The following is a 21,783-nucleotide window of genomic DNA, read 5'->3' as shown; positions in this document are numbered from 1 at the left end:
TAGAGTGACGTCGGAAATGGGGAAAATGGGCTTCCCCACGCAGGATACCGAGAATGGGTGAGGCAAATCCCTGTGTCTTGGTTATCGATGACGATCCCGAGTTTCGCGACTCGGTCGCGCGGCTGTTGCGGACAGTCGGTTTACCTGCCCGACAATTTTCGTCTGTTCCCGAGTTTCTCAAGGCCGATCCGCCGGACGGTCCCACTTGCCTGGTGCTCGACGTGAGAATGCCGGGGCGAAGCGGTCTTGAGCTTCAGCGCGACCTTGTCGCCGCAAACAGGCAAGTGCCGATCATCTTCATCACGGCGCACGCCGACGTGCCGATGACCGTGCAGGCGATGAAGGGCGGTGCGATAGAGTTCCTTACAAAGCCATTCCGTGATCAGGATCTGCTTGACGCCATCGAGGCCGGCCTCGCTCGCGATCGCGCCCGTCGAGAGAGTGATAGCGCATTGGCTGTGCTCAAGGAGCGCTTCGACATGCTCAGCTCCCGTGAGCGTGAAGTTATGCTCGGCGTCGTGGCCGGTCGCCTAAACAAACAGATTGCCAACGATATCGGCATCGCCGAATCCACGGTGAAGGTGCATCGCGTGAACCTGATGCGGAAGATGAAGGCACGTTCGCTTCCCGAACTCAGCCGGATGGCGGACATTCTTAATCTAAGACTAGAGCACCCGCAGAACCCCTGAGCCGGAACGGCATGTCCTCGGCGTTTTCGTGCGAGGGCGCCATCTACTCGCAAATTGCGTCCACCGCATTTTTCTGCGCCGCTGATCCTCTTCCTTAGGTGCACATCCGGCCAACGGATTCGGGGCGCGAGGTTTGCGCCCTCACTTCTAAGCGATCGCTTAGCACAGGCAGCGACAAGCGAACCTTACAAGTACCTCCGCGCAATCGACCGCAGCGCTCCAAGCCATCAAAATGCGTCCAACAAGGCTCTCCTCGGAAAACCGCCTTTCCAGGCACGCGAGGTTATAATGCGCGCATTAATTGGTCGCTTGGCGCATCCCGAACCGGGATTTGACGTAAATTGTGTTTCTCAAACTCCGGATACGGACCAGGCCTTCTTTGTTCCACCAACTAAAGTTTCATCCGGACCGTTTCGCCTGCTTCCGACGCAGCTTCTTTTGCTGGAAGGCGAGAAGCCCGTGCCACTCGGAAGTCGTGCCCTGGAGATCCTGACTGTTTTGCTTGAACGCCGCGGTGAATTGGCCAGCAAGCAGGACTTGATGGCCCGATTTTGGCCCAATGTCTTGGTCGAGCCCGCCAACCTCACGGTCCATATGTCCGCGCTGTGTCGCGCGCTGCATGACGGCCGCGACAGGCATCGGTTCGTCAATCTCGCCGGGCTCGCAACAACCTGATGGAGAACAACCCATGGAGCTTCATCAGGTTCGCTACTTCCTCGCCGTCGCGTCCACACTCAACTTCACCCGCGCCGCCGAGCAGTGCAATGTCACGCAGCCCGCGCTGACCAAGGGGGTGCAGAAGCTCGAGCAGGAACTCGGCGGCCAGTTGATCTACCGCGAGCGCCAGCTGACCCAACTCACCGACCTCGGAAAGGAAGTCCTTCCGATGCTGGAGCGCACAGTGGCCTCGGCAGAGGCGGTGCGGCGCAGGGCCCAGGAGTTCCAACGCAAAGAGGTTGCGCCACTGAAGATTGGCCTGGCCCCTTCCATCTCAGCGTCGCTCGTCCTCGATCCGATCGCGGAGATCGCAAACTGCATCCCCGGACTTCACGTCGAGCTGCGCGAGGGCGTGGCGGAGAAGCTCGTCGACCTCTTGCTTGAAGGGGAGATCAACGCCGCAATGGTCGGGGACGTGCGGGACGTGCCTGCCCGTATCGACGACTGGTCGCTGTTCGAGGAACGCTACGTCGTGGTTCTCGCGCCGACACACCGGCTCGCAAACCGTCCCTCGATCAGCATCGACGACCTCCGTGAGACCGTCTTGCTGGAGCGCGTCGAATGCGACGTCGCCCCTAAGATCCAGCAGTCGTATTTCCCCGAGGAACCGCCTAACCTCGGCCACTGCAGCGGTCACGACTTGCACCTGCAGCACATGGCCGCCGCGGGCTTCGGCGTGATACTCGCGCCCGAGCACATGCCGCGCCTTCCGACGCTCAAGACCATTCCGCTCGAAGGCGACCCGGTTTCGCGCGAGGTGCGGCTACTGGCTGTGCAGGGGCGCCGCTACTCGCCGGCGCTGGACGCTTTCGTCAAGGTCACGCGGCTTCGCGACTGGTCGGTCGTCGCTCGGACGGCGTGAAATCGTGGAATGCGTCTAACGTCCGGGGAGAGCATGCGGCGCATGCGTTCACTGCGGCCGGTTCAAAAGCCACCCAAATGCGCTACGCATGAAGCGAACAATGCTGTCTTACCAAGCCTTCCCTGACCTCGACAGCCGGATACTGAAGCACCGCCCTCGGACACTCGCGGTCGACGCGCCAAACTAACCCGCTTCCATGGCGCCGGGCGAGTGGAATGGAAACGATAACGACCGGGCATTTCTAATCGTTGGCGTGCCGGCGTACCCTTACTGCTCGTCTAACCGGGCTGGCCCGTGACGGAGTGCTTGCCATCACAGGATCGCGAAATCGCCCTCTTGGGTGGATGCACTTTCCACGTCGCAAGGACCCGCTCGAGTAACCAAGCAGAGGAGTCTCCGATGTCGTTTCGCTTCATCACCAAGTCTATCCACGCCTACCTGATCGACTATCCTGTCGCGATCGTCTTGATCGCAGCTCCGTTCGTGCTGAAGCTCGGCCAAAGCGGACCGGTCGCAATGTGGCTTTCGGTTGTCGTCGGTGTGGCCGCGCTGCTCTTGGCCGCCCTGACCGACCATCCCACCGGTCTCGTCCACATCATTCCCTACTGGCTGCACCTTTGGGTCGATCGCGCCGTCGGGGTGGTCTTTGTCATTGCACCGTTTGCCTTCAAATTCGCAGGGCTCGACGCCTGGTACTATTGGGTCCTCGCTGCGGCAGTCCTGCTCACGACGTCGGTCCTGAACGCGCCTGAGGAGCCGGTTGCGATGCGTCCGGAATTGGGCAGGCGCGCAGCTGGCTGAAAGCTGCGAAGGCGTCGTCGAGACGTCGCCGATGTTCGTCTGCAGCCGTCGGTCACGGACCCGCGCGCTTGGGGCTGGGGCCGGGATCATTCTTGATAGCGCCGATGGTGGAGGGCTAATACGGCGCAAGCACTCGCCGGATCGGGCGGCTGATATTTACGGGGTTTAAGATGAACGCGTTTGCTCAGCCGCGGGACCGAAGCGCCGTGATCGGGCCACGCTTCGACTATTCGGCGCTGGCTCCCGCGGCGGCGGCCATTTGCTACCCTTTTCTACTCCGCGCCTTTCATGTCGTCGTTGGCACGCAGGCCGCAATACCTTCGCCTCTCGCAATTGTCGCCGCGACCTTGATCCTGGCCGTGGCGTTCGTCGTGCCGTTTCTCGCGCTCGCGCTCGCTTGCCGGTCCGACGCCGATCCATGGGCGCGGCGGCTCGCCTATGCCGGCGTAGCGACCCCAACGCTCTTCGTTTTTCTTGGCGTCGTTCAGGCCCTGATTCATAGCCCCATCCCCGACGAACTCGTGTGGTGCGTGCTTTGGCTCGCAATCGCGATCTGGTCACAGACCGCCGGCAATCCTGTCGCTGCGACGCGGCCGACCGTGGGGCGCTGGCGCATTGTCCACGGAATGACGGCGGCGGTCTTGTTTCTATATGTGGCGTTCCATCTAGCCAATCACTTGTTTGGGTTGATCGGCCCCGACGCACATGCGGCCGTCATGAAGGTCGGCCGCGTCGTCTACCGCTCTGACGTGGGTGAACCGCTGTTGGTCGCGGCCATGCTTTTCCAGATCGGCACCGGCCTGTTTCTGGCCTGGCGTTGGAGTGCCGCCCCGCAGGGCCTCCATCGGACATTTCAGGTCGGCTCGGGGGCCTACCTCTCGCTGTACATCCTCGGGCACATGAACTCCGTTTTCATCTACGCTCGTAGCTTTCTCGGTATACCGACCGATTGGAATTTCGCGATCGGAGCCCCGACCGGGCTCATTCATGACGCATGGAATATCCGGCTGTTGCCTCATTACGCGCTCGGCGTCTTCTTTGTCCTAAGCCATCTTACGTCGGGATTGCGAGTGGTGCTGATCGCGCATGGCGTCAATCGACGCGCCGCAAATCGTCTTTGGGGCGCGGGCGTGGCAATAAGCGCCGCTATCTCGGCCGCGATCATCGCGGGTATGTGCGGGGTTCGGATCAGCTAGGCGACAGCGGTAGTGTTGGTCCCGAGTCATGACGGCGCGGCCGGAGCCGGTGTGACACGCGGACCGCGTTTTTTGTTTCGTCGAGCGCGAGAGCACGTCTCGCGAAACGCTGCGACGCAGCTCTGGTACGTCACCGATGCCGGTGAGGCGAACGTCGCCAGGGCGACCTCGGGGAGCGACGATAACGATCGTCTATCGACTCGATGGCGAGAGGTGATTTCCCTCGCCGGCGTTGCAAGGTCACTCTTCAAAAGCATGGTCCGATCAATCTCAGGATCAGGAGCCGCGATGGCGCTGCGTCAGCGACGGGCGTTGATTGAACGATACAAATGCTATGAAAGAAAAACGGCACTGATGTCCCAGGAAGCCTACGATATTGTCATTGTCGGCGCGGGCGCGGCCGGCTGCGTTGTCGCGAGTTATCTCGCCGAACACACCGATGCGTCGATCGCGCTGATCGAAGCGGGCGACATGGATCGCGATCCGTTCATCCACATTCCGGCCGGCTTCGCCAAACTGCTGGCCCACGACCGGCATGTCTGGAAATACGAGACGGTTCCCCAGCACGGCACAAAGCGCGCATATCGCTCAGGCAAGGTACTCGGCGGCGGCTCCTCGATCAATGCGATGTGCTACGTCCGTGGTCAGATACGCGACTTCGCTGCGTGGCAGGACGCGGTCGGCGACACCGGCAAATGGTCGTATGAAGACCTGCTTCCCGTCTTCATGGCGCAGGAAGACAACGACACCTTCCACGACGAATATCACGGCATAGATGGTGGTCTGGCGGTCCAGTTGCCCAAGGGCATCAATAAGCTGAACCAATATTGCCTCAAGGCGTTCCAGGAATATGGGGTTCTCTATAATCCCGACTATAACGGCAAGAGCCAGATCGGCGTCTCGCCAGTGCAGTCGACGGTCGGAGATCAGCGCCGATGCAGCGCGGTCGACGCTTATCTGCGTCCGCACCTCACCTCGGGCCGCGTAACCCTTCTCACCGGCAAGACCGTCGTTCGCATCATCGTCGAGAACAAGCGGGCTGTCGGCGTTGAGTTCATGGACACGAGCCTGAAGAGGATCACGGCCGACGAAGTTGTGCTGTCGGCTGGCGCCGTCCATAGCCCGACGATCCTCATGCACTCTGGCATCGGGTCAGCCGAGCAGCTGCGACAGCATGGTATCGCGGTGATCGTCGATTCTCCGGAGGTGGGCGAAAATCTCCAAGACCACCCGATGGTACCGGTCCGTGTCTATGTAAAGGGCGATCTCGGCTATCAGGCTGCCGCGCAGGGCCTCGGTAGCGTGAAGGCGGGCTTGCGTTATCTCGTCACCAAGGATGGCCCGGCGTCGGGCAACGGCATCGAGACGGTGACTCACTGGAATCCGTCCGACTTCTCCGCCGAACCCACGATCCAATGCTATCACGCTCCTATCGTCGTGACCGAGCAACTCGGCCCGGCGGGCGACCGCTCGGGCATCACTTTCGAACTCGTGGTGCTTCAGCCCAAGAGCCGCGGCTGGGTGCGGTTGGCCGACAGCGACCCAACGTCGATGCCTCTCATCAACCCGAACTTCATCGGCGAGGAGGAAGACTTGAGGGCCGCGGTGGAGTCAGTGCGCGCGATCCGCAAGGTCATGGACCAGGAGTCGTTGGCGCCGGTGATCGAGGAAGAGATGGATCCCGGCCGACACGTCCAGTCGGATGCGGAGATCGGCGAATGGGTGAAGCGTGTCGTGACGACGATGTGGCACCCGGTCGGCACGTGCCGGATGGGCCAGGATGCGCGAGCGGTGGTCGACGCGAGGCTCAGGGTTCGCGGGGTCGACGGCCTCCGGGTGATCGATGCCTCGATCATGCCGAACATCACCAGCGGCAATACCAACGCCCCGACTCAGGCGCTTGCGCGCCACGCCGTGGCGATGCTGGTCGAGGATCTGAAGCGGACCTCCGGAGCTCCGGCGCGAGCCGACGTGGCCTAAGGTAGAACCCTGAAGGAGGGATCAAAATGAGTATGGAAGACGCGCGAAAGCGCCGCGAGGCACCACTCGACACGCCGAGCAATCTCGGCTCCAATGCCACCAAGCATATTTCGGCGGCGCTCACTGTGCTTCTGGCAGACGTGTTCGCGCTCTACGTCAAGACCAGGAACTTCCATTGGCACATATCAGGCCCGCATTTCCGGGATTATCACCTCCTCCTTGATGTGCAGGCCGCGCAGATTTTTGCGATGACGGACGACATCGCGGAAAGAACTCGCAAGATTGGCGGCACAACGATTCGTTCGATCGGCCACATCGCCAGAGTGAAGCATATCGAGGACAATGATGCTGGCTTCGTCACGCCCGAAGACATGCTGGCCGAGCTGAAGGAAGATAACCTGGCGCTTAGCCAGCGGATGCGGCAGACCCACAACGTCTGCGACGAGCATGGCGATGTCTCCACCGCCAGCCTGATCGAAAACTGGATCGACGAGGCGGAAAGTCGCTCATGGTTCCTGTTCGAGGCGACCAGGAGAGCTTGACCCCGAGCGCATGGCCACCCGCGAAGCTCGGGTGACTGCCTACGCTCCCGCAAAAATCCCGTCTAGGGCTTTGACGTTAGACTGGCGATTGCTGACCCTTAGTGAGTTAGCAGCTTCACCCTGAACTCCGACGACGACCGAAGGGAGTGCAAATGATGGTGGATGGATCAGAGCCAGCCTTCGAAGTCGGTCGTTTCCAGAGAAGGGTTGACCAAGAGGGCGAAGACGACCGCTTCTATCAGGCGCTTGTGCCCTTCGACACTTTTGATGACGTACTGCGGCGAGATCGGTATCGCCCTCTACCTCATGACTGGACCATCGCTGTTACGGACGTCAGCCATTCCACCGAAGCTATTGAACAAGGGCGGTACCGTGAGGTGAATACGGTCGGTGCGGCGGTTCTTGCCGCCGTGAGCAATGCACTACCCGACCTACAGTTTCCGTCCACGTTCGGAGGAGATGGCGCGAGCTTCGCCGCGCCCAGCGCCTATTCGTCCATCACCAAGGATACATTGGCAAAAACCGCCGCTTGGGCTGAAGACGCATTGGGTCTCACGTTGCGCATTGCGGTGATTCCTATCGCGGACATTCGAGCTCAGCATTTGGACGTCCTGGTAGCCGTTTCGCGCCCTCTTCGAACGTCACCTACGCGATGTTTGCCGGTGGAGGACTCGCCTGGGCAGAGCGCAAACTCAAGCAAGGCGACTACAGCTTTCCGCGCGCGCCCGTGGGAGTAACAGCCGATCTCACGGGTCTTTCGTGCCGATTTGCGCCGATCAGCGCCAAGAACGGCGTCATCTTTTCTCTTATCGTCGTTCCGTGCGATGATCCGACTTCGTTCGTGGAACTCATACAGGAGCTCCTGCGGACGCTCCGTTCAGATGAGTTGCCTGTCGAAGGCCCGCTCCCTGCATGGACCGGCGACCATCTTGATCATGCCATCAAGAAAGGCAGCCGAAAGATGCCCGTTGCGGCTTGGGCTGCGAAATGCTTGCGCGCCATTCTGACGCGGGTGGGAATTCCTATTGGTGGTTTTCATGAAGCTCAGTTCCGGCGAGAGCTTGTGGAGAATACGGACTACCGAAAATTCGATGACGGCCTACGTATGACAGTGGACTGCTCATCTGAATTCGCTGACGTCGTTGACGCACGCTTGGAAGAGGCTCAGCGGAGAGGAGCATGCGTTTTTGGAACGCATCGACAGTCGGCGGCAAATCTTACGTGCTTCGTGCCATCACCCACGCGAGCCAATCACGTGCACTTCGTTGACGGTGCTTCCGGGGGTTACGCCTTCGCCGCGGCCAACTTGAAGCGAAATGTTGCGAGCGGAGAAGTACCTGAGTCTGAGCGCCGCTCTGCATGACGCAAGGCGGAGGGCGCCATGGCGGGGCAGCCCCGTTCTTGCTTTCGGATCGCACCTTGTTCTCAGATCTCCTTCCGGGCTCTGCCCTCCTTGGCTATCCGTCGATAGTCGCTCGGATCTCGATTGTACGCCTTTCGAAAAGCTCGCACAAAACTTGAACGGCTCTCGTACCCCGCATTAAGAGCAACGACGTCGATCGACATCGTCGTTGTCGTCAAATCGATCGCAGCCTGGCGCATTCTCAAGTCTCGCAAGATGGCCATCGGGGATTGTCCAAAGATGTCCGAGAAACGCGCCATGAACGCCGAACGACTCAATCCTGCACTGTGTGCCAAGCTTTGAACTGAATGGGCGGCTCCCGGCCGCGCCACCATATCCGCAAAAGCACGGGTGACCTGCCTGTCGGCAAGTATCGAGAATCGTTCAGTCCACCGCTGGGATGACTTGAGGGACCGTCGCACCAACGAGACAACGATCTGCTTGAGCAGAGACGCTGTCATGGCTCCAACGCCGACCTCCTGTTGTAGCAACTCGTCTATAGCCTCGCGAAGCTTCAGATCGATCTTGTCCGCTGGCTCGAATTGCTCGATCACGGGTTCGCGGAGTTCTCCGAACAGCCTCACAGACTGACCAAAGGATGCGTTAAAAAAGCCGCATATCTGAACAATTTCGGGTTGCTCGTTTGGCACTGCGATGCGGAGGATGCCGTCTTGACGAGTCCAGCAGTCTCTCGAAATGAGCTTCGGTGGGCTACTTCCACCGCCAACCTCGATCGTGAACGGAGTGTTTGGCGGCACGATGATGAGCAAATGAGGGCTCAACGGCATCTCTGGTCCGCCGTTGATGGACATGCGTCCCACGCCACTCAAGTTGTAGTGGATCCCGGGTACGTCAATCGTCCCAAATTCGACTCGATGGCCGTGCGGCACCAAAATCTCAGTCAGCGCGATGACATCGATGTCGAGCGCCTGCATCAAGTTGTTGAGGTCTGTTGTAGACAATTTGACAGTGGCGCCCGCGGGCGGCGAAACGTTCTGCCCGACGAGAGCCTGCTTTGGAACCGCTTTCGAGGTGTTCCGCATGGCTGTAGTGGCCTATTTATTGCCCGGCTACCGGCGCCGATAGTGCTCCGAAACCTGTTCTCCAAGGATCAGCGGGGGCGTCGCCATGCTGTTCGTACCACTGAACCTCGTCTCTTGCCAATTAGACGAAATTGGGACCTGCCGAGAACGCGAACGCTCCCATAGTCATTATGCTCCGCGGCTTTAGTTCCCGACCGTCATCCCGAGCGCGCTACAACGCGCGCGGGATGACGGGCAAGGACTAAGACGACGATTTCAGCGAATTTGTATCGATCGGCAGGCTGCGCACGCGCTTGCCGGTCGCGGCGAAGATCGCATTGGTCACTGCAGCACTGACAATGGCTGTCGGAGCTTCACCAACGCCACCCGGAGCCTCCGCGTTCTTAATCAAGTGTGTCTCCACCACCGGTACCTCGTCGATACGCATTGGCAGATAGCTGTCGAAATTGCTCTGCTCGACCCGTCCATCCTTGAAGGTGATTGACCCATGGAGCGCGGCAGTCAGGCCGAAAAGCGTTCCACCTTGAACCTGTGCTTCGATCGTATCTGGATTGACGTACATGCCGCAGTCAATCGCACAGACGATCCGCTTGACTTTGACGGAGCCATCGGCCGCCACTTCGACCTCGGCGACCTGCGACGTGTAACTTCCGTATGCGAATTGTACCGAAATTCCGCGGCCATGCCGCGCGGGAAGGGGCGATCCCCACCCTGCGTTTTCCGCCGCGAGCGACAGAACAGCGAGCGCTCGCGGATTGTGGCCAAGCAATCCCTTGCGGTAAGCGACGGGATCCTGCTTCGCAGCATGAGCGAGCTCATCTATGAAGCTTTCGACCACAAAAACATTGTGAGTCGGTCCGACGCCGCGCCACCAAGACGTCCGGACACCAGGGTGCTCGACCCGGACAAAGTCGACGTGGATATTGGGCAGCGCATAGGGCGGCTCGGCTGCCGCTTCTACGGCATCGGGGTCCAATCCGTCCTTGACGTAAGGGGGATAGTAGCGAGCCATGACTGAGGAGCCGGCGATCCGATGCGTCCAGGCAACCGGCTTGCCGGCCGCGTCAAGTCCGGCCGACAACCGATCGAGATAGTACGGCCGATACATATCGTGCTGGATGTCTTCCTCGCGGCTCCAGATCACCTTCACCGGACCATCGACGTGCTTGGCGATCTTGACGGCCAGCACCGTGCCATCGGCCTCCAGCCTTCGGCCGAAGCCACCGCCAATCAGATGATTGTGAATTTTGATCACCTCCTTTGGGAGGCCGGTGAGTTCGACCACCAGAGACTGTGTGATCGTAGGCGCCTGTGTCCCGACCCAGATGTCGCAACGGTCCTTCTGCAGGTGGACGGTGCAGTTCATCGGCTCCATCGCCGCATGGGCCAGGAAAGGCACCTGATAGATGGCGTCAACCCGTTGCGCCGCCGCCGCAAGAGCCTTCCCTGCATCGCCATCGTTACGGGCAACCGCGCCTGGCTTTCTGGATTCCTCCTCCAACTGCTTGACGATATCGGCGTTGCTGACCTTGCCGTTCGGCCCATCGTCCCACGTGATGGCGGCAGCCTCGAGCCCCTTCTTCGCCGCACCCGTGTGATCCGCTACCACGGCAACAGCTTCATCGATATTGACCACCTGCCGGACGCCCTTCACTGCCAGCGCGGCCTTATCGTTCACCGTTTTCGCTTTGCCACCGAGCACGGGCGAAATAGCAACTGCTGCAACCTTCATGCCTGGCAGTCGCGTATCGATGCCGTAGAGCGCGCGCCCATCGACCTTTATCGGTGAATCCACGCGCTTGGCACGCGTGCCGATCAGGGTGAAATCCTTTGGATCCTTCAATTTGACGGTTGCCGCAGGCGGCACAGGCAATTTCGCCGCAGCCGTCGCAAGTTCGCCGTAGCCCAGATGCTTCGAGCCTGACGCATCGAACACGACGCCATCCTTGGCGCGGCAAGCAGCTGGATCGACATTCCAGCGCTTTGCGGCTGCCGCAATCAGCAGATTACGACCGACTGCCCCTGCCTGACGCAGCGGTGTCCAGAAGGCGCGGACAGAGGCGGAACCACCTGTATTTTGAATGCCGATGATCGAGTTGACGTAAAGCGCATGATTTGGCGGCGCATGCTGAACCTGAATCTGGTCAAGCTTCACTTCCAGTTCTTCAGCGAGAAGCATCGAGAGCGACGTGTAAACGCCCTGTCCCATCTCAATCATCGGAATGACCAGGGTCACGGCGCCGGTTGGATTGATCCGTATAAAACCATTCGGCGCGAAAGTACCCGTGACCTCGTTTTCGACCACCTGAGAAGCAGGCGCCGCGAAGACGGACTCCGTGCTTGCACCGGTCAGCGCAAAACCAAGCAGCAAACCTGTGCCCTGAAAAAAGGTGCGCCGCGACATCGCCGTTTCACCTTCGATCCGGTTCGTTAGAATCAGCCTATCCATGGCTCAAACTCCCGCTGCTTGCTTGATCGCGGCCCGGATACGCTGATAGGTACCGCAACGGCAGACATTTCCCGACATCGCTGAGTCGATATCCGCATCACTCGGCTTCGGAGTATCTTTCAGCAATGCCGCCGCCGACATGATCTGGCCGGATTGGCAGTAGCCGCACTGCACCACCTCCAGCTCCAGCCACGCCTTCTGCAAGGCCGCGCCCTGCGGCGTCTGGCCGATCACCTCGATCGTGGTGACCGCGCTATCGCCGATGCTATCGACCGACGTCTGGCAGGAGCGGACCGGTTGACCGTCGATATGCACGGTGCAGGCGCCGCACAGTGCTTGGCCGCAACCAAACTTGGTCCCGGTCATGCCGAGCACATCGCGCAGCACCCACAGCAAGGGGATGTCGCCGTCGACATCGATCTCATGGGGTGAGCCGTTGATCTTTAATGTGAAAGCCATGAATGCCTCTTGAGCGCGTAGGGAGTGAGCCATGAGCCAATCAACGTCACTCATGAAATCCGCGAAAGCTCTACGCATTGATCGCAACACGGGACGAAGCTTTCCAATAGCCGGCATGTATAGTTTCCATAGCAACGGGGAATGCTCGCAAACCGGATAGCTAAGAAGGAAATTGACAGAGCCTATGTTCGCCTCGGGCGGCTCGCCGCGGGCCGTAGACAAATTGCGGAATCACTGAGCGGGGGAGAACGAAAGCTTCTGGCGTTCACTCGCGTGATGTTGCTCGGACCCAGCATCTACTTGGTCGATGAACCTACGGAAGGCCTGATGCCTAAGGGCTGTGGATGAGATCGGGGAATTGATGGCTACCCGGCCGCCGGCGGCGCATGCGTCGCGCTCGTCGAGCAGACCCTGCAACTTGTTTGGCAAATCTGCACGAACGTCGCGCTGACAAACAGTGGCCGTATAGGGCGGATCGTAACGACACTCCTGCCGGAGCATATTGATCGGTAGTTGGTGGGCTGAAGCTAACTCTTCACGCGATAACGCATCGTGCAACGTCGTTGCGAGATCTGACGGCCGGATGGCCGCTCGGCACCATCCGATTCTTGTGACAGACTTTTTGCTGAATATCCAGCGTCTTGCCGACTTTGCCGCGAAACTTAAGATTTCCGCGACATTCAAGCGCGCGACGGTGGAGGGCGCTTCATAGTCAAAAGCTCCGTCACATCATGCCGATCATCTGCGGATGAGATCGCAACTGTCAGGAATTTCCCGTCCGGGTATGTTTGGGCTTCATCGTAAAGCTTGACCAACTGCGAGCGCCAGATATAACGGCGCTCCTCAAACTTGTCTCGTTCTGCTCCCCCCAAGACCACCACGGCCGAAAACCGCCTGTATTCCGGCACGAAGGTGCAAAACGCCTTTGTTTTCTTGTAGCGTAGGGACCAGCCGCGCTTCTTGCCGCCATAGAGCCATTCCGGCGCGAAGACACCGGGGTCCTCGATCCAGTTCTGCAGAGAGGCCCAATGCTTGAACGCGCCCGGTCCGATCCAGTCGCGGACAGTGCTATCATCGGGCGATGCTGACTTGTCAGTGATCCTGTCACCGATCTGGGGGGACTGTTCCATGCCGCTTTTCCTTCAATCACAAGTTTTCAAGACCGGTTCGGAAGACTTGGCGGCCGACCTTGATCTTGCGCGAAAGGTGTGTCGCGATGTTCCCATGGTTTGAATCTGTGTTGCGCAAGTTCTGTCACGGACCTCTCTCCACCATTTGGGGCATAGGCGAGTTGCCCGTCAAAGCTAAAATCCGGCGCGTGGATTTGCGGACACGGAATCTGGACGTCCGGTCCGTTCTTCGAGGACAGGACTGTGCTCGTTGACTGGCATTTGAGCCTAGTCTGTTCAGGGAGACGCGTGCGACATACAACGCGCAGGTGTTTGAGTTAACGCTCCGCGCTTGCGAAGGCGTCGGCATTTCCACCGTAGTTCGCTCCCGGCTAGGTCTTAGTTGGGAAGCCCTGCACTAGCTTGCTCCTGCCGGGTCCGAAGCATACCGGCGGTCCCCGCGCGCCCGAAACGCCCTCGCGCGCTTCTCGAACCGCCGATACCTACTTCACGGAAATTGCGAGCGGAGGAAGTTTGTGGGAGCGCCTGCGTCCAGGATTTGAACCTATGCAGGGACCTTTCGAGCCGGCGACAAATAGCGTATGAACGGCGGCTTTTGCCGAGCTACAAAGGGTCCACGTTGCGAGTTAGGCTGCTCTCCAGTAAGAAAACAGCGATTGCGAAATAGTGGGTCTAGCGATGTAGCGGACCCCCGCTACCAACGATCCCCCCGACGTAGCGATATTGGAGAACAAAGCCGGATTGCCGCAGAGCGCGGCGAGGCGCCCGTTGATGTCGATCCGCACGCTCCGACCATCCTCAGCGTTCGCCTTCGTCCCGGCGCCACCCGCTCGGCTAGGGCTGGCGTGCACAATGATTGCCGTCACCAATTCACGGATGGTCGCAAACTCCATTGGGGTGCCGCGCTTCAATTCATTCGCCAACTCCTTCACCGTGCGCTTATAGCGGTCGATGGCCTTCGGGTGCAGCGCGATCACGTTGTCGGCTTCCTTGGCCGTCTCAAGCCGCGCGGCAAACGTCTTGCGCTCGGCTTCCAGTTCATTCATTCGCGGGATGAGCGCGTCGGTCGCCATTCCCTTGACGATGAAATCGACGATGCGTTTGATCTCGCGCTCGATCTCGCCGAGCCGCCGCTCGATCCGGGTGCGTTCGGTGCTCGCCTCTTTCTTGAGCCGTTTGCGCTCGGCGTTATAGGCATCGACAAATTCGGTAATCACCTCGGGATGTGCGAGGTGCTGGCGAGCGTGCGATAAAGCTCTCGAAGACGCCGTTTGACGCCTTTGCTCAACTTCGGATGCGCCAGTGCGCGCGCATAGGGCGTGGCCGGAACATGATAGCGCTTGATCACTTTCGCGCCCTCGCGTCGCTTGTCCTTCAGCTTGAAGGACGGCTGGAAGAAGTTGGTGTGCAGCCGCGATGCGGCATACAAGCGTTCCAGCACGCGCGTCGTCCCGACGCCATCGAAGCGACGTATCCCACAAGTCGCCGGACGACCGCGCCATTCTTCTGCTCGACGAAAGCCTGATCGTTCTTCTTGTAGGCGCGCGAGCGTGTCACCTCGATCTTTTGCGTGCGACACCAGGGCACGACGACATCGTTCATAAACGCGCTGTCGTTGTCGAAGTCGGCGCCGCGAATGAGCCAGGGAAACAGGTTCTGTGCGCGCTCCATGGCTCGCACGACGAGGCCGCTCTCGCGCGTCACCAGCGGCATGCATTCGGTCCAACCAGTCGCGACGTCGACCATCGTCAATGTCTGAATGAACGAGCCAGCTACAGATGTGCCGCCATGAGCCACCATGTCGACCTCGCAGAACCCCGGCGGCGGATCGTGCCAGTCGTTGAACGTCCGGATCGGAACTTCACGCCGTACCGCCGAATAAAAGCCAACCCGCCGACGCTTACCGCCGGCCGCGGCAATTTTGGTCTCGACCAGCAGGCGATCAATCGTGGCTGCGCTGACGCCGAGCACCAGCGCTCGATCGGCCTGGTCGAGCTTGAGCCGGCCATGCTGCTCCAGCGAAGGCAGCAACGTCGGAATCATTACCCTGAGCCGCTTGCCGCAGATCCGATCCGAGGCCTCCCATAGCGCCACCAGCGCATCCCTGATAGGGGCGCCATAGGTCGGCCTTCGCTGCCGCCGGGCCTCCCGCGAAATCGCGACAAGGCTGGCAAGCGCCCGAACCGCGTGCTTGCGATGCCAGCCGGTTACCGCACAAAGCTCGTCGAGTATGCGCCCCTTATCTGCCCGCCCTGCTGATCGATAGCGCTCTACCACCGCCGCCGTGAGCTCGCGCCGCGCACCCATGCTGATCCGTCCTGCCATCGGCGACACCGATCCGATTCGGTATCGCCGCCCCAATCCTGACGGTCAGTTCTCCGGTAACATTCTTGATGAGGCAATGCGCGCCGAAAAAAATCAGCTTAGCACTCAAGCCTACCTGGCGCATCACAAAAATGGCGAGTAGTGGCGCCGACAGGGAATTCCCCGAGTTCTGCAAAATAATACTACGTCGGATGAGGCTCTATAGCTCGGTGACGTGGTTTTTTTAGTGTTACGTCGGGTTCACAGCTGTGTTTTGTACTTGGGAGCTACGACTATTATATATGCGAAAGGCGACGATAAAACCAGTAATTCGCGCGTATGGCTTCTCTATTCATTGCGTTATTACGACGTACGTTGATCTGCGATACTGTTGTAACAAGGGGAACTCTTTGTCCAAGACTGTGAGTGAGCGGCGCTGCCCTAAGTTGGCGGCTCTTTGATTCTAGGCCAAACGTGTGATGTCGGTCGTTGGCCCTTAGCGACGAAATCTCGCGGTCGCCCAGATGTCTGCTGTCAGTGGTAGACCGGCCTTAGCTCCGGTCGATTTGGACTTCCGAGTCTGACCCATACCGGAAGTCACGCCCTTTATTTGCGTTCGACGTTAACGGTTGCTTCGATTGCGGGCGTGCAACCTTAATCCGGTTCAACATTCACGCTTGAGCGGCATCCAAATGAAGGGTTGTCTGGTTGCGCTTGGAATATTCCTGGGCTTACCGATCCTTGGAGTCGGCCTTTTCGGCTGAACTTTTACGATATCCATGTCCGCTATGCCTGATGGTCGAAGTTCAGGATGGCGATCAGGTCAAGACCGGATCAAGCGTCATCGACGTTGCTTACAGCATACAACCGGATCAGACCGTCAACCTCGGCGGCCAGGATACCAATCCAACACCAGTCGGATATGCACCGACCGTCGACCTCGGGGAAAAGGGTCTGCTTTTCCTGACGTTCGCGAATGCGCCATCAGGACCTGAGTATCGGACGCAACCGCAGCCAGCAGATTTCATGTCCGTTGGACGATACCGGATGCTTACCCTTTTCGCAGCCTACTTCCAATCTGGAACGGACATCGGCCTGTCCTATAGTCATTAGAAAGCCGCGCTTCATCAGTTGCTTCGTCAAAGCGGGCCGCGCGACGTCCCGTTTGTCATTTTGCCCAAGCTTGTGCGATTTCGCGATATCACCCCGCAGACGCTGGTGCGTGTCTCACCCTACGATCTTGCTGCGAGCTTTGGACCGGTTGTCTCGCTCAAGCGAGTCGTCCTTCAATTGACCGACGATCCGATCACACCGCCGCCGAATATCTGGCCGCAATGGTTGACGATCAAACATCAGAACACGGTATTGAGGGGATACGAAAATGACTGATGCAGCTTGCCGCCGTCAGCGATGCTCATCTCGCGGATCAGCCGGCGAATTTCCAACGACACAGTTGGCCGCCGCGGGGCGGCGTCGCGAGTTCCAGCGCCAATACGATCTGAAGCCGGCACGGTGCCAACGGATCACAGTGTCCGGTCGGACAATTGCAAGTGTATCATACATCTTGGGAAACAGCCGGCAGACGCCTCCGAATATCAGCCTGTCAATCGACCCAAATGGAAGTCTCTTGGGATTGGCCCGCCGCAGCACGTTGATTCGGTGCCGCAGCACCACAATCTCTGCCTCGAGCGTTACTCGCGACCGTAGCAGATCGATCATCGTCCCAAAGATCAGTTTGCACAAATCCAACATCGAGCAGCAGCATCGCCCGATTGTCTATCAACCGCCAGCGGATTGGATTTACGATAGGGACAGGGAGACCGTAATCAGACGTAGGCCGCCGCCTTCATTTCACCGGCGAGTTCATTGTAGCAGACCGTCCATGCCTCACGGACGGCGGGCGTGAGATCTTCTCCAAGCGCCTGTTCGAGGGTCCAGAGCAGCGCTTCCCGCATCGCGTCGTAGTCGGCGAGCTTGACGCCATACTCGACATGACGGACGGCGAGATCACGCAACGCAGTCGAAACCTGATCCGGCTCGGGCAAATTGTAGACGACCATAGCGAGCATGCTCATCAACTTGACGCCCTGAACGCGCATGTTGTTGTTGAACAGCGGCCGGAAACTCGGATTCTTGGCGAGTAGCCGCTCGTAGAACAACGCCCCGGCAACCTCCGGCATCACCGCCAGCCTGGCGAAGGTGGTCTGGACAAGTTCCCGTTGCGCCGTATTCACGATGTTTTTTCTCCGCGTGCGGGGTCCCTCACTCGTCTATACGCAACGCTAAACTCGGCATGGCGGATGCACCATCCCACAGCGTACAAGCATCACGCGATCTGGCAGAACGGCTTATCTCCTCGGCCCGCCAGTTCCATGGGCCGCAGCATCATTCACATAGAAGCGGCTGCGAGGTCGTCTCATCTAGCGCCATGAAACGTCTCACTCAGCGCCAAGCGGGAGATCGTAGTCAGACGCCGGCCGCCGGCTCATTTCACCGGCGAGTTCATCGTAGTAGACCGTTCACGCCTCGTGGATGGCGGGCGTGAGATCTTCTCCAAGCGCCTGTTCGAGGGTCCAGAGCAGCGCTTCCCGCAGCGCGACGTAGTCGGCGAGCTCGACGCCATACTCGACATGACGGACGGCAAAACCACGGATCGCTGGCACTTACCCAGCTGATGCAAATTGTAAACGACCGTTGCGAGCATGGTCATCAGTCTGCCGACCTGAATGCGAATGTCCTTCTTGAATAGTGGCCGGAAACTCGGATTGGTGGCGAATAGCCGCTCGTAGAACCGAGCTCCGGCGACCTCTGGCTCACCGCCAGCCTGGCGAAGGCGATCTGGACAAGTTCCTGCTGCGGAGCATTCACGATGTTTCTTGCCCTGTCGTGCGCAGGCCGCTCGCTCGTCCTTGCGAGACCGCGCGTAGCATGGTGGGCGGGCTACCAAACTCGCTTACGAACGCGCGATAAAATGTTGCCATACTGTTGAACCCCCAGCCAAAAGCGATGTCGACCACCGACCGGCCAGTTCCCGTCGCCCCGGCGATCGCCTCGCGGCACCGGAGCAGTCGCTGGCGCGAAACGTATCGGGCGAAACTAACATTGTTCGGCTCGAACAGCCGGTGCAACTGGCGCGCCGACATGCCGAGTGCGACGGCGGCGCTGGCGGGCGTCAGGGTGGGATCGGCGAGATGCAGATCGATATAGCGCTTGACTGCCGCGAGCCGCGCCGAGTGCGGCGAATCCCGCCCGCGATTGGTGCCCTCGTCGGAGGCGTTACAGGTCAGTGCTACGAGGCCGCAGAGATTGCGCAGCACGGCTTCGCTAAGTTCCTCGGGAAGCAGCGGCGCTTGCACCTTCGCCGCATCGATAGCTGCGCCTAGCAGCAAGCCGAGCGGCGACGCGCCGGGCAGCCGAAAGGGACACTCCAGTCGGCCCCCGGTTATAATCGGCGAGAGCGCGGCCCGCGGGATGATCAGCATGTCGTACGAGGCAGGGCCTTTCGATTCCGCGTCGAATTGCCATTCGGTTGAGCTTATGCAGAAGTCGCCGGCTTCATGGATGAGGTCGACCGGCGTGCTGCGTGCGCCGGCCCTCCAGATCACCGGCACGCGAAATCGGCGGACGAAGAACGCTTCGGACTTGTCCTTGGCAACATCGGCCGCAGTGCGTTGGACCCTCTCGAGTTCCGATTTGATATCTAGCAGCGCAAATTCGCCGGCAATCGATCCGCTCGCTTCCGCGCGAAAGGCGCCGGGATCCGGGACCTCGCCCGGCGTGATGCTATGGGCCTGCTTCGCGAAGTAGTCGCACCAGCACCTCACGCGGTCGCGCGGCGCTATATGTTCGGTGGAAAAAGAGACTTGCATGACGACCCCTATGGACCGACCGAACGTCCGAGGTCCCAATCTTAAACTGATCGCATGGGTAAAGCGAGGGTGCGAGACTCCCACTTTCGGAGGCGGTCATCCGACGCGGTGTGGTCCCGTCGCGTCTCGGTTTCGGCGGCCGAGATGGCCGCCGCATTCTCCCGTTCGAGGAAGACCCAGATGGCCCACTAAACAGCAACCGAAGTCCGATCGGCGGAGAATGAGACATCGTGCGGCGCTCACTGAGACGACGGCGGTGATGTGCGGCCCTACAGTCATTGAGATCGAGGTAAGGCCGAGGTTGCAAATTTTCTTGCAGGGAGATCGTGATGGCCGATGACCGCATCAGGAGACTGTCACTGATCAATCTCAGGAGGGAGATCATCGAGGGCAAACTGATCGACACGCTCATGCGCACGGCGATCGAATACGCGGGTGCAGAGCGAGGCCTGTTGATTCTTGCGCGGAATGATGAGTATCGGGTTGAGGCGGAGGTCACGACCAGCGATGATACGGTGACCGTCGGTCAGCGACAACCAAGTGTAACCGCTGCAGGTCTGCCGGAGTCTATCCTACACTACGTGATGCGGACGAAAGAGAGCGTTCTTCTCCACGATGCCGCAGCCGCGAACCCCTTTTCCGCAGATGAGTACATCCAGCGGCAGCACGCCCGTTCAATTCTCTGCCTGCCGTTGCTCAAACAGAGCAGACTGGCCGGTGTACTCTACCTCGAAAACAACCTGACGGCCCACGTTTTCACTCCCGCCCGGATGACGGTCCTCAATCTGCTCGCCTCGCAGGCGGCGATGTCACTGGAGAACACTCGTCTTTACGGCGATCTCCAAGAACGGGAGGCGAGGATACAGCGGCTGGTTGATTCCAACATCATCGGCATCTTCGTCTGGGATCTTGACGGTCGGATCAGCGATGCCAATGAAGCTTTTCTCCGCATCGTCGGATACAGCCGCGACGATCTCGTCTCCGGTCGACTGCGCTGGCGGGATCTGACGCCCACCGAATGGCGCGACGCCGACGACCGACGTGTGGCGGATCTGGAGGCGACCGGAACCGCGCACCCCTATGAGAAGGAGTACTTCCTGAAAAGCGGCGGCCGCGTGCCGGTGCTGGTCGGGGCAGCGAGGTTCGGCGGGCGACACGACCAGGGCATGGCCTTCGTAGTGGACTTAACCGAGCGCAAGCGGGCGGAGGAGGAAATTCGCGAAAGCGAGCGGCGCTACAGCGAGGTGCAGATGGAGCTCGTGCACGCGAATCGAGTCGCAACAATGGGGCAGCTCTCGGCTTCGATTGCCCATGAAGTCATGCAGCCAATCGCGGCGACAGTTACCAATGCCCAAGCTGCCTTGCGCTTTCTAAACGCGCGGCGGCCCAATCTGGAGGAGGTCCGGGAGGCGCTCGGTGCCGCCGTCAAGGAAGGCAACCGAACCATCGACGTCATCGATGGGATCCGCGCCCTAAACAAGAAGGCGCCCCCACGGAAGGACGACCTGGAGATCAACGAGGCGGTGCTTGAGGTCATAGCCCTGACCCGGGCCGAGGTTTTGAAGAACGGCATTTCGGTGCGGACGCAACTTGCGGAGAGCTTGCCACTCATTCGAGCAGATCGGGTCCAGCTGCAACAAGTGATCATGAACCTGATCATCAACGCCGTCGAAGCATTAAGCTCGGTTCGCGAGGGGGCGCGAGAGTTGGTGATCACCACTGGTAAGGGCGAGCCGGACGGCGTGCTCGTCGTAGTGCGGGATTCGGGTCCAGGTCTGAGTTCAGCGGGTCTCGAGCGCATCTTTGAGGCCTTCTACACGACAAAGCCCGGCGGCTTGGGGATGGGTCTATCGATCTGCCGCACCATCATTGAAGCGCATGGGGGCCGACTGTGGGCCACCGCCGCCCAACCTCAGGGCGCGACTTTTCAATTCACGCTGCCTGCTGTGTGTACCGAAAACTTAAGCTCGGGCGTAGTGGTGATGAAGTCCGCCCAGGATGGGGCGTGAACTGATCGCACCGGTTCGCTGAACCGGGCGAGAAATCGGCGCGTCCTTGTTCAAGGATCGATGCGTTCTGACGTTATTGTAATGGTCGGCGTAGGATTGCAGAACCCGACGCAGATGCGCCTCGCCCAAAACAATGACGTGGTCCAAACACTCACGCCGGATCGATCCGATCAGCCGTTCGGCAAAGCCATTCTGCCAAGGCGAGGGAGCTATGGCCGAAATTGGGTGATGGGGCTGATCAGGCGGCGCGGTTAGCTGGCGTCGTCGATTCTGCGACGCCGTCGGTAAATTTGACGCCGGCAATGACCCTTGGCAACTGATTTTCGCCCTT

The 21,783-nt window shown here is 59.7% G+C and carries 21 protein-coding genes and 2 pseudogenes; 12 read left to right on the top strand and 11 right to left on the bottom strand.

All coding sequences use genetic code 11. The features are described 5' to 3' along the window. The first annotated feature begins 53 nt into the window (after nt 1–53). From ACZYOF_RS29445 to ACZYOF_RS29410, 8 genes and pseudogenes are all read left to right on the top strand, one after another. Nucleotides 54–689 carry a response regulator transcription factor gene (locus tag ACZYOF_RS29445; RefSeq protein ID WP_130578688.1) on the top strand — a complete coding sequence of 212 codons (636 nt, stop codon included), beginning with the start codon at nt 54–56 and terminating at the stop codon, nt 687–689. Between the two features lie 288 nt (nt 690–977). Further along, nucleotides 978–1,364 carry a winged helix-turn-helix domain-containing protein gene (locus ACZYOF_RS29440; protein ID WP_282531207.1) on the top strand — a complete coding sequence of 129 codons (387 nt, stop codon included), beginning with the start codon at nt 978–980 and terminating at the stop codon, nt 1,362–1,364. A gap of 13 nt (nt 1,365–1,377) precedes the next feature. Next, nucleotides 1,378–2,268 (top strand): LysR family transcriptional regulator, encoded by an 891-nt coding sequence (locus tag ACZYOF_RS29435; RefSeq protein WP_130578690.1) that lies wholly within the window; start codon nt 1,378–1,380, stop codon nt 2,266–2,268. Nucleotides 2,269–2,667: 399 nt separating this feature from the next. After that, nucleotides 2,668–3,069 (top strand): SPW repeat domain-containing protein, encoded by a 402-nt coding sequence (locus ACZYOF_RS29430; RefSeq protein WP_130578691.1) that lies wholly within the window; start codon nt 2,668–2,670, stop codon nt 3,067–3,069. Between the two features lie 359 nt (nt 3,070–3,428). Continuing rightward, the gene (locus ACZYOF_RS29425) at nt 3,429–4,265 is read left to right on the top strand and encodes a hypothetical protein (protein ID WP_245475995.1); all 837 of its coding nucleotides are present in this window, start codon (nt 3,429–3,431) and stop codon (nt 4,263–4,265) included. Between the two features lie 354 nt (nt 4,266–4,619). Continuing rightward, nucleotides 4,620–6,245 (top strand): GMC family oxidoreductase, encoded by a 1,626-nt coding sequence (locus ACZYOF_RS29420; RefSeq protein WP_463717972.1) that lies wholly within the window; start codon nt 4,620–4,622, stop codon nt 6,243–6,245. 26 nt (nt 6,246–6,271) lie between these two features. Continuing rightward, complete coding sequence (locus ACZYOF_RS29415) at nt 6,272–6,787, top strand: Dps family protein (protein ID WP_130578694.1); 516 nt, start codon at nt 6,272–6,274, stop codon at nt 6,785–6,787. A 152-nt stretch (nt 6,788–6,939) separates the two neighbouring features. After that, nucleotides 6,940–8,150 (top strand): annotated as a pseudogene (locus ACZYOF_RS29410) (DUF3095 domain-containing protein). Between the two features lie 62 nt (nt 8,151–8,212). Here ACZYOF_RS29410 and ACZYOF_RS29405 read toward each other — a convergent pair. The 3 genes from ACZYOF_RS29405 to ACZYOF_RS29395 all read right to left on the bottom strand — a co-directional run bounded on the left by ACZYOF_RS29405 (nt 8,213) and on the right by ACZYOF_RS29395 (nt 12,140). Further along, nucleotides 8,213–9,232, bottom strand: a complete 1,020-nt coding sequence (locus tag ACZYOF_RS29405; protein ID WP_130578697.1) for a helix-turn-helix transcriptional regulator — start codon at nt 9,230–9,232, stop codon at nt 8,213–8,215. A 241-nt stretch (nt 9,233–9,473) separates the two neighbouring features. Then, complete coding sequence (locus ACZYOF_RS29400) at nt 9,474–11,681, bottom strand: xanthine dehydrogenase family protein molybdopterin-binding subunit (RefSeq protein WP_282531211.1); 2,208 nt, start codon at nt 11,679–11,681, stop codon at nt 9,474–9,476. Between the two features lie 3 nt (nt 11,682–11,684). Further along, nucleotides 11,685–12,140 (bottom strand): (2Fe-2S)-binding protein, encoded by a 456-nt coding sequence (locus ACZYOF_RS29395; protein WP_130578699.1) that lies wholly within the window; start codon nt 12,138–12,140, stop codon nt 11,685–11,687. 141 nt (nt 12,141–12,281) lie between these two features. Between ACZYOF_RS29395 and ACZYOF_RS29390 the strand changes: the two genes are divergently transcribed. Continuing rightward, on the top strand, nt 12,282–12,488 hold the full coding sequence (locus ACZYOF_RS29390) for an ATP-binding cassette domain-containing protein (RefSeq protein ID WP_130578700.1): 207 nt from the start codon (nt 12,282–12,284) through the stop codon (nt 12,486–12,488). 332 nt (nt 12,489–12,820) lie between these two features. Here ACZYOF_RS29390 and ACZYOF_RS29385 read toward each other — a convergent pair whose 3' ends face one another. From ACZYOF_RS29385 to ACZYOF_RS29370, 4 genes are all read right to left on the bottom strand, one after another. After that, on the bottom strand, nt 12,821–13,270 hold the full coding sequence (locus tag ACZYOF_RS29385; RefSeq protein ID WP_463717971.1) for a DUF3788 domain-containing protein: 450 nt from the start codon (nt 13,268–13,270) through the stop codon (nt 12,821–12,823). A 626-nt stretch (nt 13,271–13,896) separates the two neighbouring features. Continuing rightward, nucleotides 13,897–14,487 (bottom strand): hypothetical protein, encoded by a 591-nt coding sequence (locus ACZYOF_RS29380; RefSeq protein WP_207234458.1) that lies wholly within the window; start codon nt 14,485–14,487, stop codon nt 13,897–13,899. Further along, nucleotides 14,484–14,711 (bottom strand): hypothetical protein, encoded by a 228-nt coding sequence (locus ACZYOF_RS29375; RefSeq protein ID WP_165421100.1) that lies wholly within the window; start codon nt 14,709–14,711, stop codon nt 14,484–14,486. Before ACZYOF_RS29375 ends, ACZYOF_RS29380 begins: the two co-directional genes overlap by 4 nt. Next, nucleotides 14,645–15,577, bottom strand: a complete 933-nt coding sequence (locus tag ACZYOF_RS29370; protein WP_463702246.1) for an integrase catalytic domain-containing protein — start codon at nt 15,575–15,577, stop codon at nt 14,645–14,647. The genes ACZYOF_RS29375 and ACZYOF_RS29370 overlap by 67 nt, the downstream gene beginning before the upstream one ends. On the opposite strand from ACZYOF_RS29370, the gene ACZYOF_RS29365 reads away from it, so the two are divergent. Both ACZYOF_RS29365 and ACZYOF_RS29360 read left to right on the top strand, forming a co-directional pair. After that, nucleotides 15,576–15,737 (top strand): hypothetical protein, encoded by a 162-nt coding sequence (locus tag ACZYOF_RS29365; protein WP_463702244.1) that lies wholly within the window; start codon nt 15,576–15,578, stop codon nt 15,735–15,737. The two genes, ACZYOF_RS29370 and ACZYOF_RS29365, sit on opposite strands and share 2 nt — an antisense overlap. Before the next feature lie 632 nt (nt 15,738–16,369). Next, nucleotides 16,370–16,687: a hypothetical protein gene (locus ACZYOF_RS29360; protein WP_463717970.1), complete on the top strand. Its 318-nt coding sequence runs from the start codon at nt 16,370–16,372 to the stop codon at nt 16,685–16,687. A 713-nt stretch (nt 16,688–17,400) separates the two neighbouring features. On the opposite strand, the gene ACZYOF_RS29355 is transcribed toward ACZYOF_RS29360, so the two are convergent. The 3 genes from ACZYOF_RS29355 to ACZYOF_RS29345 form a co-directional block, all read right to left on the bottom strand. Next, a complete protein-coding gene (locus ACZYOF_RS29355; RefSeq protein ID WP_130583780.1) occupies nt 17,401–17,808 on the bottom strand; it encodes a globin domain-containing protein in 408 nt (135 codons plus the stop codon). 285 nt (nt 17,809–18,093) lie between these two features. Next, nucleotides 18,094–18,237: a globin domain-containing protein gene (locus tag ACZYOF_RS29350; RefSeq protein ID WP_165421518.1), complete on the bottom strand. Its 144-nt coding sequence runs from the start codon at nt 18,235–18,237 to the stop codon at nt 18,094–18,096. Nucleotides 18,238–18,438: 201 nt separating this feature from the next. Next, complete coding sequence (locus ACZYOF_RS29345) at nt 18,439–19,443, bottom strand: helix-turn-helix domain-containing protein (protein ID WP_130583779.1); 1,005 nt, start codon at nt 19,441–19,443, stop codon at nt 18,439–18,441. Between the two features lie 377 nt (nt 19,444–19,820). Between ACZYOF_RS29345 and ACZYOF_RS29340 the strand changes: the two are divergent. Beyond that, a pseudogene (locus ACZYOF_RS29340) lies at nt 19,821–21,452 on the top strand (GAF domain-containing sensor histidine kinase); the annotation flags it as partial. Here ACZYOF_RS29340 and ACZYOF_RS29335 read toward each other — a convergent pair. After that, nucleotides 21,405–21,755, bottom strand: coding sequence for an integrase core domain-containing protein (locus ACZYOF_RS29335; RefSeq protein ID WP_463717974.1), 351 nt, complete (start codon nt 21,753–21,755; stop codon nt 21,405–21,407). The pseudogene ACZYOF_RS29340 and the gene ACZYOF_RS29335 sit on opposite strands and share 48 nt — an antisense overlap. Between the last annotated feature and the right edge of the window lie 28 nt (nt 21,756–21,783).

Source organism: Bradyrhizobium sp. LeoA1Lang (genome assembly GCF_055413685.1).
Note: the sequence above shows the minus strand (reverse complement) of the source record. Positions and strands in the feature narration are given on the sequence as shown.

Bases quoted from the DNA above. Each gene is read 5' to 3' on its own strand.
- ACZYOF_RS29385 (WP_463717971.1), bottom strand. From the start codon at position 13,270: ATGGAACAGTCCCCCCAGATCGGTGACAGGATCACTGACAAGTCAGCA.
- ACZYOF_RS29445 (WP_130578688.1), top strand. From the start codon at position 54: ATGGGTGAGGCAAATCCCTGTGTCTTGGTTATCGATGACGATCCCGAG.
- ACZYOF_RS29390 (WP_130578700.1), top strand. From the start codon at position 12,282: ATGCTCGCAAACCGGATAGCTAAGAAGGAAATTGACAGAGCCTATGTT.
- ACZYOF_RS29420 (WP_463717972.1), top strand. From the start codon at position 4,620: ATGTCCCAGGAAGCCTACGATATTGTCATTGTCGGCGCGGGCGCGGCC.
- ACZYOF_RS29415 (WP_130578694.1), top strand. From the start codon at position 6,272: ATGAGTATGGAAGACGCGCGAAAGCGCCGCGAGGCACCACTCGACACG.
- ACZYOF_RS29365 (WP_463702244.1), top strand. From the start codon at position 15,576: ATGCTGATCCGTCCTGCCATCGGCGACACCGATCCGATTCGGTATCGC.
- ACZYOF_RS29360 (WP_463717970.1), top strand. From the start codon at position 16,370: ATGGTCGAAGTTCAGGATGGCGATCAGGTCAAGACCGGATCAAGCGTC.
- ACZYOF_RS29405 (WP_130578697.1), bottom strand. From the start codon at position 9,232: ATGCGGAACACCTCGAAAGCGGTTCCAAAGCAGGCTCTCGTCGGGCAG.
- ACZYOF_RS29370 (WP_463702246.1), bottom strand. From the start codon at position 15,577: ATGGGTGCGCGGCGCGAGCTCACGGCGGCGGTGGTAGAGCGCTATCGA.
- ACZYOF_RS29400 (WP_282531211.1), bottom strand. From the start codon at position 11,681: ATGGATAGGCTGATTCTAACGAACCGGATCGAAGGTGAAACGGCGATG.
- ACZYOF_RS29430 (WP_130578691.1), top strand. From the start codon at position 2,668: ATGTCGTTTCGCTTCATCACCAAGTCTATCCACGCCTACCTGATCGAC.
- ACZYOF_RS29440 (WP_282531207.1), top strand. From the start codon at position 978: ATGCGCGCATTAATTGGTCGCTTGGCGCATCCCGAACCGGGATTTGAC.
- ACZYOF_RS29345 (WP_130583779.1), bottom strand. From the start codon at position 19,443: ATGCAAGTCTCTTTTTCCACCGAACATATAGCGCCGCGCGACCGCGTG.
- ACZYOF_RS29395 (WP_130578699.1), bottom strand. From the start codon at position 12,140: ATGGCTTTCACATTAAAGATCAACGGCTCACCCCATGAGATCGATGTC.
- ACZYOF_RS29435 (WP_130578690.1), top strand. From the start codon at position 1,378: ATGGAGCTTCATCAGGTTCGCTACTTCCTCGCCGTCGCGTCCACACTC.